Below are 12631 nucleotides of genomic sequence, written 5' to 3'. Positions count from 1 at the left end.
AATGAGAGAATGGGGGACGTGCCATACCTGAATCCCGATGCCGCCGTTAGCCATAGAATCACCGAACTCGATATTGAACGTCGAGCTTTGTGGGCCGGCTTGATCTGCTCGATTTTCGGGCTCACTGCTGGGCTGATCTTTTTCGCCGGCGAACATCCGGCGCTGTTCGGGCGCTGGTCGGTGGGATGGGTGTCCGCAGTCTGCGGCGCGACCGCTGCGGCGGCCATGAGCGCCTATGCTTTCCGTTCCATCCTGCGATACCGCGAGCCGTGGCTGCGGCATATTCCCGTGTGGCGCCAGCTGCTGACCGGGGTGGGGCTGATCCTGGTGCACGCGGCCAGCTCGGTGATGACCATCCTGGTGGTCTTCCACCTGTTCCAGCAGGCATTCTTCGGACTGCACTTTGATGTTCTGGCTGGCTCCTTGGCGGTCAGCGCCGTCACCGGGCTGACTGCCTATCTGTGCTTGGTTGCCACCGCCCGAACCAGTGCCGAGACCTTGTCGGTGGTGCTCGGGATGTTCATGGCTGCCGGAGTGCTGATCAGCATGCTGCTGGCCGAGGAACAGGGATGGTGGCGCAGCATGTTCTCCTTCCTGGGCACCACGCAGGCGGGCCGCGGTTCATTCTGGACCTTCAACCTGACCCTGGTTATTTCGGGGTTGGTCTTGGCGGCCTTTACCGAATTCTTGACGCGCGATTTGGTGCTGCTCTCGAAAGCCTACCGATGCCGGCCCGCCTTGCGCAGGTACAAGCTGGCCAGGAACCTTCGTCCACGACCCCGTGTGGTGCGGTGGTGCCTGGTTGTGGTGGCCACCGCGATTATCGGGATCGGGCTGGTGCCGGTGAATGTGTCGATGCAGGTGCATTCGGGCTTTGTCCAGCTGGCCTCGGTCGCGATGATCATCCTTCTGATGGGGACCGCAGTCCTCTTGCCGGGTTATCCTGCCGTCTTCCATCTGATGTCTTATGCGGCGGTCGGCGCACTGTGGGTGGCTTTTATCCTGTGGCACGAGTGGTCCTACTACAATCTGACCGGTTTTGAACTGGCGGTCGTGGCGATCATGTTCTCCTGGATTTCGGTATTCATCCGCACTACCGCTGCGATGACTCGTGATGGGGAAGAGCGAAACCAGGTAGTGAAGGCCGAAGAACATCGGCTGCCTAGAATGTCCTAATATCCGCCAAAAGACTGAGGACGCGGGCGCAGCATGATCGGTAGCCTGTAGGCATGCTGATCTCAGAAAAGCTCTATTTGCTGATGGCCAACAACCACCCAAAACCTGAAGCTGTCATGTCGCAGGCGGGTTATGGAATGAACGCCGCGGTGCTCTCGGACCTGATGATCGCCGGCCGGGTGGCGTTCAGCGATGATCCGGATTCGGGGATCCAGCTCATTGGAGCCGGGCCTTGCCCCGATCCGGTATTGGCGCAGCCGCTGGAAAAGCTGGAGAAAAAGGCAGTCACCACTCTTGGTGAAGCAGTGAAAATCCCCTCGCTGTGCAACGTCCGGCGGGTGACTGATTCCTTGGCCAAGCAGGGCATCATTGAATACGGCGCGAAGAGCTTGTTCGGCCTGGGCAAGGAACGCGTCCGCGTGCTCAACGACCAGATCGAACGCCAGATCCGCCATGACCTCGCAGCAGAAATGCACGGGGAAAAGACTCCTGGCATCAGTGATAGCGCGGTGTTGTCCATCCTGCAAGCCACTGGCAAAACCCACCAGATTCTGGCCGAAGAGCTGTCATCAATGAGCGAACCCCAAGCGCGAGAACGCATTGCCGAGATCGCCCAGGACACCCCGGCGGCTGATTCCGTGCAGCGGACGGTAGCAACAATGAACGTCATCATCACCAGCGAGCGCTTGATTCCGACAGCCGCAAAATCCAGTTACTTCTAACTGTTCAATTTCAGGAGCCGACTAGTCCGGTCGTGGTGGTCCATTTCGACTATTCGGCTCGGTGCCGTTGGAAGAGCTGCAGAATATTCGCATTTTCGCGGAGTCATCAATATTCGAGTGCGCTCTGCCTGTTGCGTCGTGCCGTAGGCCTGCCTATTTCTAATTGAGAAGAGGTATATCAATCTATTGCATTAATAGCGTTTCGGGTGCAGACTGACTGAGCCTACGTCCGCGTGCAAAGGCGCACGCGGGGCTGAAAGGAAGCACCATGCATAAGATTTATCGCGGGCTTGCGTCCGCCACTGGAGCATTGGCTCTAGTAGCAACTGCACTCGTCCCATCCGCCGCGGCGCCGCCACAGAAGACGGAAGTCACCTGGGTGATGGGCGAGGTATCGCAGGTCGGGGTTGTTGAAGGTTTTGCCGGGAATTCCCGCGTGATCACTTTCTACGCCAGGACCGATGGCACGGGCGATGCCACGGTTGTTAACTTTGATTGTCCTGAAGGGCAGAGTCCGTCTTGGGATCCGAATAACGGTTGCGAAATCCTCGGGGCGGTGGGGATGCTTGACGAAGAGCTCAGCGTAGATATCGACCGACGGCTCTCTGCTGCGAGCGTCAATGGGGAATTGAGAATCTACAATGGCGAAACTGAAACAGGAGAGCCGATCTGGGGCGAAGCCTTGCAACTCGATGTCACAATGCAAGCCGTTGGAGATGCTGTCATCAATCAAGAAAAGCAAGGCGGGTTTTGGCATTGGAGCAAGGAGCGTTCTGCCACGGTGGCCACTGGTCAACTCGGTGGATTTGATGTGACCGGAGCTGTCGGCACGATCGGCCACCTGAAGGAAACCTACAAGTACTAGACGCTCGAATCATGTGGTGCTGCGCTGTCGCTAAGCTGGCGGTGCAGCACCATTATCGCGTGCCCAAACTCACCGCCAATCCTGCACGGATACGTGAAACAATAGGTAGTAATGACTTCCAGCGATTCCACCACACTGACCGCCGTTGAGCGCAAGGCACTGCGTACCGAGCAGGCCGCTGCTCAGCGTGCCCAGCAGTTGCGTATTTCCAAATCCCGCGCCGAAGCCGAAGGCCGTTCGCAGGTTATCCCAACCGCCGAAGGCTGGAAGCAGGAGATGGGCGCCGATGGCCGTCCGGAGCTGCAGTTCTCCACCAAGCGCCGCGTCTCCCAGCCGCCAACGCACCTGGCCGATCTCACCCTTGCTGAGCGCCAGGCTGAGCTGAAGGCATTGGGCCTGCCGGCATTCCGTGCCAAGCAGCTCTCCGTGCATTACTTCCAGCACTACACCACCGATCCGGAGAAGATGAGCGATCTTCCCAAGGAACGCCGCGAGGAATTGGTCAACGCCATGTTCCCGAAGCTGCTCACCGAGGTGAAGCGCCTGGAGACCGATGATGGCAAGACCATCAAGTTCCTATGGCGCCTCTTCGACGGTTCGCTCGTCGAGTCCGTGCTGATGCGCTACCCGAACCGCATCACCCTGTGCATCTCCTCGCAGTGCGGTTGCGGCATGAACTGCCCGTTCTGCGCCACCGGCCAGGCTGGTTTGACCCGCAACATGTCCACCGCGGAGATCCTGGACCAGATCGTCCAGGCTAACCGCGTGATCGCCGAAGGCGGCCTGGGCGGCCAGAAGCACCCGGATGAGCGCGTTGGCAACATCGTGTTCATGGGCATGGGCGAGCCGCTGGCCAACTACAAGCGCGTCATGAACGCCGTGCACCGCATGGTTGCCGAAGCACCCGAGGGCCTGGGCATGAGCGCCCGCGGCATCACCGTTTCCACCGTGGGCCTGGTCCCGGCCATCCGCAAGCTGGCCGACGAGAACGTCCCGGTGACCTTCGCACTGTCCCTGCACGCGCCGGATGACGAGCTGCGCGACGAACTGATCCCGGTGAATTCGCGCTGGAAGGTCGACGAAGCACTGGATGCCGCGTACGACTACTACGTGAAGACCGGTCGCCGCGTTTCCATCGAGTACGCGCTGATCAAGGATATGAACGATCACGAATGGCGTGCCGAAATGCTGGCTAAGAAGCTCAACGCCCGCGGACGCGGCTGGGTCCACGTGAACCCGATTCCGTTGAACCCGGTACCCGGTTCCATCTGGACCCGCAGCGAGCCGGACATCACCTCGAAGTTCGTTCGCCGCCTCGATGAGCTCGGCGTGCCAACCACATTGCGTGATACCCGCGGCAAGGAAATCGACGGCGCCTGCGGCCAGCTGGCAGCCGACGGCGACAAGTAGCCAACAAAAAATTGGGGCCAGACCGGGCCCCAATTTTTGCTTTAAGCTGCCAACGCGGGTCCTATAGTTTTTCCTGCGCGTCGGTGCCGCGAACTGCAGCGGTGTAGCGGCGCTCGAACTCGGCGGCGCTGACCAATTCCCGCTCCACGCGGAAGGATGACTCGGGGATGCCGAGGATCGCCGCGATCAGGGTGCGGGTGTAGCTGGCGATCTTGCGGGACTTTCGGGTGCAGGTGACCTGGTCCAGTTCGGGAACCCAGATGTTCCACCAGCCGCCCTCTTTGCCGACAACGGCATGAAATACTTTTTGCTCGCTCAACGCTTCTCCTGCTTTCCGCCGATGGCCGCCTGTGCAGCCTGAGGTCTCTGGTTACAGTCTCCCCGTTCGCCTGCCCTTTAACAAGCATCAGCGCGGGGCAGATGTTCGGGATTTCTCAGGCGTGTTACAACTGCGAGAACTGTGCCGCCACTTGCCCAGTACCCCTTGACGTGCCACTTCTTCCCGCATAGCTTTGATGCCATATTGATATATCACTCATCGCTTTGCATCATCACGGGAGATTTTCCATGCCCAGCACCTCCACCCCGCAAGTCCACGAAGCAATAGCATCCAAGGGTTCCGCGCTGCGCGTGGTCACCTACGCCGGAGCCATCATCGCATTCCTGATCGGCTCAGGATTCGCCACCGGACAAGAGATCCTGCAGTACTTCACCTCCTACGGCTATGCAGGAGTCTTCGGGACCGGCGCGCTGGTCCTGCTGCTCATGAGCTATGTGGCAGTGGAATTCTTCGTGGTCGGCCAGGCCAAGAAATTCGAGAAGCCCTCGAAGATCTTCCACTACTACTGCGGAAAATACCTGGGCACCTTCTTCGACTACTTCTCCATCCTGTTCGTCTTCCTGAGCTTCACCGTCATGGTGGCCGGCGCCGGCGCGGTCTTCGAAGAACACTACGGGCTATCCAATTACGTCGGCGGCGTCGGCCTGGCGATCGTGGTGGGGCTCAGCGTCTGGTTCGGCCTGAAGAACCTCGTTGACGTCATCGGCAAAATCGGCCCCTTGATCGTGGTCGTGGCCGTCGGGCTGGGACTGCTGGGAATCCTGCGCAACCCCAGCGGCATCGCCGAAGGCCAAGCACTGCTGCCGACCCTGGAGCTGACCCAGGCATCCACCAACTGGTTCATGTCAGGCCTGTCCTATGTCGGCTTCTGCATGCTGTGGCTGGCAGCCTTCCTGACCGCCCTGGGCAAGAGCGCGCGCAACCGCAAGGAAGCCGTGGCCGGGGCACTGAGCGGCGCAACCGTCTTCTCGCTGGCCTGCGTCATCGTCGGCTTGGGCCTGCTGGCCAACATCACCCGCGTGGGCGGAACCGAGATCCCGATGCTGGTGCTGGCCACCGACATCAGCCCGATCCTGGCTGCCGGCATTTCGGTCATGATCCTCGCCGGCATCTACACCACCGCGGTGCCGCTGCTGTGGACCGTCTCATCGAGGTTCTACGCCGATAAGACCCCGGGCTTCAAATATCTCACCGTCATCCTGGCCATTGCCGGAACCATCATCGGCCTGATGCTGCCGTTCTCGCAGATGGTCAACCTGGTCTACGTGATCAACGGCTACGTCGGGATCCTGCTCCTGGTTCTGATGCTGGCCAAGACCGTGCTGCGCCTGGTGCGCCGCCAGCCGGTGTAACCGCTAGGTGGCTGGTGGGATCGCCGATGTAGCATGGAAGGCTGGAGCAGCCATGCGGAGCGATCCGCGCCAGCAACTAGTGAGGACGCTACAGTGCAGGTATCCCAGCGCGCCAAGGTCGCGCCCTTTGAAGTGATGCAGATCGTCGAACAGGTCACCCGGATGCGGCAGGCCGGCCACGACGTGATCTCCCTGTGTGTCGGCGAACCAGGCGGCGGAGCGCCGGCCGCGGTCAACCAGCTCGCGGCCCAGCTGCATGGCGAGCAGGCCGACTTCGGCTACACCTCTACGGCCGGGCTGGCCGAAACCCGTCAAGCCCTCGCCGAGCATTATCACCGGCGATACGGCGTGCAGATCCCGGCGAAGAACTTCGTGATGACCACCGGGTCCTCCGGCGCCTTCCAGCTTGCCTTCCTCGCCGCTTTCGACGCGGGCGATGTCGTGGCGCTGGCCCGCCCCGGCTATCCGGCCTATGCCAATATTCTTCGTGCCCTGGGACTGGCGGTCGTGGACGTGGCGACCACTGCCGAACAGCGATTCCAGCCGACCATCGCGAACCTGGAACAGGTGCTGGCAGAGCACGGACGCCTTGACGGCTTGGTGGTGGCCTCGCCGAACAACCCCACCGGCACCATGTTCAGCGCCCAGGAGCTGCAGGAGCTGGCGTTATGGTGCCAAGCCCATGATGTCCGGCTGATCAGCGACGAAATCTACCACGGCATCGAATTCGATCCGCAGCGCCAGGGGCACACCTCGTGGGAGTTTTCGCAGACCTCGATAGTGGTCTCATCCTTCTCGAAATACTGGGGCATGACCGGTTGGCGCCTGGGCTGGATGATCGTCCCCGATGATCTGCTGCCGGCCGTGGATGCGCTGGCTTCCAACCTGGCCCTCTGCGCGCCCGCCCCGGCCCAGCGTGCCGCGGTCGCCGCCTTCACCCCGCAGAGCCTGGAGGAAGCGGACGCGCGGGTCAAGGAATTCGCGCGCACCCGCGAGCTGGTTCTGGGCAGCCTGGACAAGCTCGGCATCGAGCAGGCCGCGCCGGCCGATGGGGCGTTCTACCTCTACGGCAAGCTGGCTGCCGAAGTGCTCGATCACTTCGGTTCGGCCATCGGCTTCTGCCAAGAAGTCCTGGAGAATGCGCATGTGGCTCTCACACCCGGCGGGGACTTCGACCCCTTCGACGGGCATTTGTTCATGCGGCTGTCCTTCGCCGCCGGTTATGAGCGCGTGGCCGAGGCCTTGGAACGGGTGGACGCGTTTTTGCGCAGGAGCCTCGCGGTGAGCTAGATGTCCACAATTCGCGGTTCATGGCTTCGGACAGGACGAGCATCAGCGGACAGTAGTGGCGAGAGCGGTGAAGGCACCGCCCTCGCCACTACCGCACTAAGGAGTTCTGATGTCCGAATTGCCCAGGCCTGTGATCCACGAATGCCTTCCGTGCTACCTCTATCGGGTGGCCTCGGATGTGGCCTGCGACGGGAGCCTGCGGATGCTGGGCTTCTATCGTGATGAATGCGCACCGCGAGCCAGCGCGCTGGAGAAGAAAGTCCGGGTGCTCGGCGGATACTGCGACTGCGAAGTCCTGCTCAATGTGGTGCGCCCGGCCACCACCGAGGTGATGCGCCTGATCGATGCAGGCGAGGATCTTCTCTGCAAAGGAGTACGCCGCGGCACCATCCAACCTTGCGAAAATTGGTTGATGCGCCGCGGCGTACAGTGGGGCGGCGGTCGTTTCGGCCGCCGAAGTGCTTGAAACTAGTCTTCGATCTTCTTATTCGGCTTGCGGGCCTTGAGCAGTTCGATGCCGATCGGGATCACCGAGATGAGCACGATCAGGATGAAGATGATGTCGATATTCTCTTCGATCCAGGTGAACTGTCCCAGCCAGTAACCCAGCAGGGTGACGCCGATGCCCCAGAGGGCGGCGCCGATCAGGTTGAAGCTGATGAAGGTCTTGTGGTCCATCTTGGCCACGCCGGCGATGACCGGGACGAAGGTGCGAACCACAGGGACAAAGCGTGCCAGGATCACTGCGCGGCCACCGAACTTCTCGAAGAATTCGTGGGCGCGTTCAACATTCTTTTGCGAGAAGAAGCGCGAATCCGGCTTGTTGAAGATGGCCGGTCCGGACTTCCTGCCGATCAGGTAGCCGGTTTGGTCGCCGGCGAAGGCGCAGACGAAGATCGCGGCGCAGAAAAGCCACAGCGGGATATGGATAGTGCCGGTGGCGATGAGCATGCCGACGGTGAAGAGCATCGAATCGCCGGGTAGGAAGAATCCCACCAGCAAACCGGTCTCAGCGAAGACAATGGCGCACACCAGCAACAGTACCCATGGGCCGAGGTCCGGGTTATTCAGGAAGACGGCAGGGTTCAACCAGTCTGGCAGAAAGGCCGCGCCAATGGTCGGCGACGCATAATCCGTCACGAAGGAAAGAAAAGAAGAATGATCTAGCACAGGAAAAATCCTACGGGAATACGCTGTGAGTTTCCCAGAGAGGAATCCGTAAAGCCTGATGGGGGATAACCCGACCACAAGGGCGGAAATTTCCAATTTGGTCGTTGACCCGGAGGATCATGGCATTTCCCAGGGCTTGCATACCGAGGCGAAGGCGCATCGCCCAGCGGCGAGTTGCCAAGCTCACAGCAGGTTTTCAAGCAATGATCAGCATAGATGCGTCGAGCAACTGGTATTGGTCCATGACAACGGTCATGGGCAACCCATGACTTTCTGCTCTTCTGCCTACCTGGCAAACGGAGAAAACTGGGAGTCATGGAAACGCTGACTAAAACCAATGCAGTTTCGCTCAGCGGCTTGAAGAAGACCTTCTCAACGCCGCGCAGCAAGGTCGAAGCCGTCAAGGGCATCGACCTGCAGATCCAGACCGGTCAGATCGTGGCCTTCTTGGGGCCCAACGGAGCCGGCAAGACTACAACCGTGGACATGATCCTCGGCCTGACCCAGCCCACCGAGGGATCGGCTCAAATCCTCGGCTTGGACCCGCGCCAGGCGGTCCTGGCTGGCAGGGTCTCGGCAGTGCTGCAAACCGGCGGGCTGCTGCGCGACATGACCGTCAAGGAAACGGTGTCGGTCATCGCCCACATGCATGAGCAGGCAGATCGCATTGGTGAGGTCATGGAACGCACCGGACTGGACAAGATCGCCAAGCGGCGCGTGGGCAAATGCTCGGGCGGCGAGCAGCAGCGCATCAAGTTCGCGTTGGCGTTGCTGCCGGATCCGGATGTGCTGATCCTCGATGAGCCTACTGCAGGGATGGACGTGATGGCCCGCCGGGATTTCTGGGCCGCAATGCGCGTCGAAGCCACCGAAGGACGCACCGTCATCTTCGCCACGCACTATTTGGAAGAAGCGCAGAACTTCGCAGAACGCACCGTGCTGATGAACCACGGGCTCATCGTCGCCGACGGCGCCACCGAGGATCTGCGCAAGCTCATCTCCGGACGCACCGTCAGCGCTTCCTTCCCCTCGGCCGAGCATGCCGAACGAGCCGCCGCCTCCAGCGATTCGGTGCAGGTGGCTGAACGCAATGGCTTGCGCTTCGCCTTCCGCAGCTCCGACTCCGACAGCTTCGCAGCCGCCCTCCTGACCGAGTACCAAGGCTACGACCTGGAAATTTCCTCCCCGAGCCTCGAAGACGCCTTCATCCAACTGACCAAGGACCCATCATGATGAGCACCTACATCCGCGTGGAATTCGCGCGGCACTTCCGCGACGGATACAACCTGATCTTCGCCCTGCTGCTGCCTGCGGCAATGTACATCCTGTTCGGCAGCATCCCCAGCTACACCGAGTTCGAGCTCGGCGCCGGCAACGTGAAGTTCTATCTGATGATTTCCATGGCGGCCTACGGAGCGGCAGTCAGCACCGTGGCCATCGCTGGCACCGTGGCCACCGAGACCATGCAGGGGTGGGGCCGGCAAATTTCGCTGACAAAAATGCCGCCGAGCATGTTCGTCAGCAGCAAGATGATAGTCGCGGCCACCGTTGCCGGCGCCTCGGCAGCGCTAGTCTTCGCCCTGGGCGCCGCTACCGGAGCCGAAGCGCAAGAAGGCTGGATCTGGGTCGCGAGCTACCTGATCATCCTGCTCGGTGCCATGATCTTCGCCTGCTACGGGATCGGGGTGGGCATGGTGTTCAAATCCGAATCGGCCCTGGGCCTGGCCTCGGGACTGATGGTGTTCTTCGCCTTCTTCGGCAACGTGTTCATGCCTCTGGAAGGAGGCATGCTCGACGCGGCCCGCTTCACCCCGATGTATGGCTACGTCGCGCTGGCCCGCTACCCATTGCTCAAGGACATGCCTGCCGGGGTCGATATGGCACCGGATGCGTTGTGGGTCCCAACCGCTAATCTAGTGGCATGGGCACTCATCTTCGTTCTCTTCGCGGTTCTCGCCACCCGCAAGGCCAAGGCGCGCCAGTGAGCCCACGCCAGCCTGGCTCCGCGCCGGTGGACGATCCGCTCTGCGGCCTCGACGAAGACCAGAAATTCTGGGATCGCCGAGGCTGGCTGGTGGCCGGGGTCTGGGTGATCTTCCTGGTCTTCCCGGTGCTGGACCTGCTCGTCGAGGACTATTCGCTGCCCACCCGGATCATCGGCTTGGCGCTGATTGCCCTCTTCGCCACCGTGTATTTGCAGTCCTATTCGAAATTCTCCTCGAAGATCGGGCAGGGCGGAACCAGTGCTCGCCGGGCGCACGTGAACTTCCTGGTGCTCTGCGCGATTATTGTGCTGGGCATCCCGGTCGTCGGGTTGACCACCATGGGGCTTTTCCCTTTCATCACCTCCTTCGCGATCTTCCTGCTGGGCAGGAGGTGGGCCATCGCGGCCTACTCGGCGGTGCTGGTGCTCAGCTTCGCGTTGCCAATCATCTACGGCCAGTTCATGGACGCGATCTTCCTGATCGGCCTGAACCTCGTGCTGATGGTGGTATATGCGATCACCGTGGCGGCCATCCGGCGCTCGACCGAAGCCGAAAAGATGCGCAGCGATTACCTACTGGTCGCCGAACAGGAACGCGTTGCCCGGGACGTGCATGATGGGATCGGCCATTCGCTCACCGCATTGAACCTGAAGGCGCAGCTGGCCCTGCGCCTGCTGGACCAGGAGCAGTACGCCCGGGCCCGCGGCGAACTGGAACAGCTCAGCGCCTTGGCCGTCGATGCGCTGGACTCCGTGCGCACCACGGTGCAGGGGCTTAGCCGCCAGGACCTGGCCGCGGAATTGGCTGAGCTGCGGAAGGCCTGCAACGACAACAACCTCGAATTCACGGTGGCCGGATCCGCCGAGCAGGTCCCGATGCAGCTGCGTTCGCATGTGGCATGGATCCTGCGCGAAGCGGTCACCAATGTACTGCGCCATGCGCACGCCAGCAGGATCGTGCTGCAGCTGGAATCCGGACACGTCAGCATTGAAGATGACGGCGACGGGCTGCAGGCCAGCACGCCCGGCCACGGGATCCGCGGAATGCAGGAGCGTGCCAAGCAGTTCGGCGCCAGCTGCACGGTGGGGGCCTCGCGGCTGGGCGGAACCAGCGTGCAGGTAGCCTTTGCGGCAGACGGGAACGCCCGATGATCCGGATACTCATTGCCGATGACCAGCATCTGGTGCGCGGCGCGCTGGCAGCCTTGCTGAACCTCGAAGAGGACATCGAGGTCGTTGCGCAATGCGCCGACGGAGACGAAGTTGCCGCGGCGCTGGATGCGCATCGGGCCGATATTGCATTGCTGGATGTGCAGATGCCCCGGCAAGACGGGCTGAGCACCGCGGCAGAACTGAAGGACAGCCACCCCGAGGTGAAGGTGCTGATCCTGACCACCTTTGACCGTCCCGGGTACTTCCGCCAGGCTTTCGAAGCCGGAGCTCATGGTTTCCTGGTCAAGGATTCTCCGCCTGCCGAGCTGATTGCCGCCATCCGCAGGGTCTATTGCGGGGACAAGGTGGTGGATCCGCAGCGTGCGATGCTCAGCGTGGAGAGCCGCAGCAACCCGCTAACCGGGCGCGAACGCGAGATCCTGGCCTTGGCCGCGTCCGGTGCGCCGGTCTCGCAGATCGCCTCGACGGTGCACCTGTCGGTGGGTACAGTGCGCAACCACCTGTCCAATGCGATCGGCAAGACCAGCACAGCTAATCGCATCGAGGCCGCGCGCTATGCCAGGGAGATGGGCTGGATCTAGCGCATCACGAAGTGCATGATCATGCCGATGACCCAGATGGAGGACGCCAGCAGCACGCAACCGAACTCCACCACGATGCCCAGGCCCATGGCCTTCAGCGCAGCCCAGGATGAGCCCAACGCCCCGGAGACCTCGCGGCGGCGCACGCTTTCACCGGCGAACAGGCCCACCGCGAAGCCGATGAACATGCCGACAACCGGGATGATGAACGCGCCGGCGATGGCGCCGACAACGGCGAAGAGGATGGATCCCTTGGGGATCTGATGCTCCTTGAGCTTCTTGCCGGTCAGGATTGCTGAGGCCGACCAGCCCAGCAGGGCAATCGCCATGCCCAGTCCGGCCGCCCACCAGGATGCGCCGGATCCCAGCAGCCAGCCCCAGGCCAGGAGCGTGCCGATGGTCAGCAGCGAACCTGGCAGCACCGGGAAAATGGTGCCCAACGCGGAGACGACGAGCAGCAGTCCGGCGATGATGGTGTAAATAATCTGTGCATCCACACGCCCAGTTTCGCACAGGTGCCACCTGCTTAGAGCCCAGCGGCGCGTGGAGAGGTTCCGCAAGCTGGCCG

14 protein-coding genes are annotated in these 12631 nt (G+C 61.6%); 11 read left to right on the top strand and 3 right to left on the bottom strand.

The window, feature by feature from the left end:
* Positions 1–18 precede the first annotated feature (18 nt).
* From D3791_RS06080 to rlmN, 4 genes are all read left to right on the top strand, one after another.
* Positions 19–1176 carry a hypothetical protein gene (locus D3791_RS06080; RefSeq protein WP_172511600.1) on the top strand — a complete coding sequence of 386 codons (1158 nt, stop codon included), beginning with the start codon at positions 19–21 and terminating at the stop codon, positions 1174–1176.
* Positions 1177–1229: 53 nt separating this feature from the next.
* Complete coding sequence (locus D3791_RS06075; RefSeq protein ID WP_172511599.1) at positions 1230–1898, top strand: GOLPH3/VPS74 family protein; 669 nt, start codon at positions 1230–1232, stop codon at positions 1896–1898.
* Between the two features lie 268 nt (positions 1899–2166).
* Entirely contained in the window at positions 2167–2763 is a 597-nt protein-coding gene (locus D3791_RS06070) for a hypothetical protein (RefSeq protein ID WP_172511598.1), read from the top strand.
* Positions 2764–3039: 276 nt separating this feature from the next.
* The gene (gene rlmN / locus D3791_RS06065) at positions 3040–4173 is read left to right on the top strand and encodes a dual-specificity RNA methyltransferase RlmN (protein WP_484494462.1); all 1134 of its coding nucleotides are present in this window, start codon (positions 3040–3042) and stop codon (positions 4171–4173) included.
* 61 nt (positions 4174–4234) lie between these two features.
* Here rlmN and D3791_RS06060 read toward each other — a convergent pair whose 3' ends face one another.
* Entirely contained in the window at positions 4235–4492 is a 258-nt protein-coding gene (locus tag D3791_RS06060; protein WP_022875586.1) for a hypothetical protein, read from the bottom strand.
* Positions 4493–4740: 248 nt separating this feature from the next.
* On the opposite strand from D3791_RS06060, the gene D3791_RS06055 reads away from it, so the two are divergent.
* The 3 genes from D3791_RS06055 to D3791_RS06045 all read left to right on the top strand — a co-directional run bounded on the left by D3791_RS06055 (position 4741) and on the right by D3791_RS06045 (position 7621).
* Positions 4741–5865 carry a YkvI family membrane protein gene (locus D3791_RS06055; RefSeq protein WP_172511597.1) on the top strand — a complete coding sequence of 375 codons (1125 nt, stop codon included), beginning with the start codon at positions 4741–4743 and terminating at the stop codon, positions 5863–5865.
* A gap of 93 nt (positions 5866–5958) precedes the next feature.
* The gene (locus D3791_RS06050; RefSeq protein WP_246242374.1) at positions 5959–7155 is read left to right on the top strand and encodes a pyridoxal phosphate-dependent aminotransferase; all 1197 of its coding nucleotides are present in this window, start codon (positions 5959–5961) and stop codon (positions 7153–7155) included.
* Positions 7156–7264: 109 nt separating this feature from the next.
* A complete protein-coding gene (locus D3791_RS06045; RefSeq protein WP_022875583.1) occupies positions 7265–7621 on the top strand; it encodes a DUF2695 domain-containing protein in 357 nt (118 codons plus the stop codon).
* 2 nt (positions 7622–7623) lie between these two features.
* Here D3791_RS06045 and D3791_RS06040 read toward each other — a convergent pair whose 3' ends face one another.
* Positions 7624–8325: a DedA family protein gene (locus D3791_RS06040; protein WP_022875582.1), complete on the bottom strand. Its 702-nt coding sequence runs from the start codon at positions 8323–8325 to the stop codon at positions 7624–7626.
* Between the two features lie 315 nt (positions 8326–8640).
* Between D3791_RS06040 and D3791_RS06035 the strand changes: the two genes are divergently transcribed.
* From D3791_RS06035 to D3791_RS06020, 4 genes are read left to right on the top strand one after another with little or no spacing between them, the layout of a single operon-like run.
* Positions 8641–9558, top strand: a complete 918-nt coding sequence (locus tag D3791_RS06035; protein ID WP_128469341.1) for an ABC transporter ATP-binding protein — start codon at positions 8641–8643, stop codon at positions 9556–9558.
* Positions 9555–10310, top strand: a complete 756-nt coding sequence (locus D3791_RS06030) for an ABC transporter permease (RefSeq protein WP_172511595.1) — start codon at positions 9555–9557, stop codon at positions 10308–10310. Before D3791_RS06035 ends, D3791_RS06030 begins: the two co-directional genes overlap by 4 nt.
* Positions 10307–11461, top strand: a complete 1155-nt coding sequence (locus D3791_RS06025; RefSeq protein WP_172511594.1) for a sensor histidine kinase — start codon at positions 10307–10309, stop codon at positions 11459–11461. The genes D3791_RS06030 and D3791_RS06025 overlap by 4 nt, the downstream gene beginning before the upstream one ends.
* Entirely contained in the window at positions 11458–12063 is a 606-nt protein-coding gene (locus D3791_RS06020; protein ID WP_172511593.1) for a response regulator transcription factor, read from the top strand. Before D3791_RS06025 ends, D3791_RS06020 begins: the two co-directional genes overlap by 4 nt.
* Here the strand turns inward: D3791_RS06020 and D3791_RS06015 are convergent.
* The gene (locus tag D3791_RS06015) at positions 12060–12560 is read right to left on the bottom strand and encodes a DUF456 domain-containing protein (RefSeq protein WP_172511592.1); all 501 of its coding nucleotides are present in this window, start codon (positions 12558–12560) and stop codon (positions 12060–12062) included. The genes D3791_RS06020 and D3791_RS06015 overlap by 4 nt on opposite strands.
* Positions 12561–12631: the final 71 nt, after the last annotated feature.

The sequence above is a fragment of the Glutamicibacter mishrai genome (assembly GCF_012221945.1).
GTDB classification, from domain to species: Bacteria; Actinomycetota; Actinomycetes; order Actinomycetales; family Micrococcaceae; genus Glutamicibacter; species Glutamicibacter mishrai.
This window is presented reverse-complemented; position numbering and strand designations above follow the sequence as displayed.

Bases quoted from the DNA above. Each gene is read 5' to 3' on its own strand.
- D3791_RS06035 (WP_128469341.1), top strand. From the start codon at position 8,641: ATGGAAACGCTGACTAAAACCAATGCAGTTTCGCTCAGCGGCTTGAAG.
- D3791_RS06055 (WP_172511597.1), top strand. From the start codon at position 4,741: ATGCCCAGCACCTCCACCCCGCAAGTCCACGAAGCAATAGCATCCAAG.
- D3791_RS06075 (WP_172511599.1), top strand. From the start codon at position 1,230: ATGCTGATCTCAGAAAAGCTCTATTTGCTGATGGCCAACAACCACCCA.
- D3791_RS06030 (WP_172511595.1), top strand. From the start codon at position 9,555: ATGATGAGCACCTACATCCGCGTGGAATTCGCGCGGCACTTCCGCGAC.
- rlmN (WP_484494462.1), top strand. From the start codon at position 3,040: ATGGGCGCCGATGGCCGTCCGGAGCTGCAGTTCTCCACCAAGCGCCGC.
- D3791_RS06070 (WP_172511598.1), top strand. From the start codon at position 2,167: ATGCATAAGATTTATCGCGGGCTTGCGTCCGCCACTGGAGCATTGGCT.
- D3791_RS06045 (WP_022875583.1), top strand. From the start codon at position 7,265: ATGTCCGAATTGCCCAGGCCTGTGATCCACGAATGCCTTCCGTGCTAC.
- D3791_RS06020 (WP_172511593.1), top strand. From the start codon at position 11,458: ATGATCCGGATACTCATTGCCGATGACCAGCATCTGGTGCGCGGCGCG.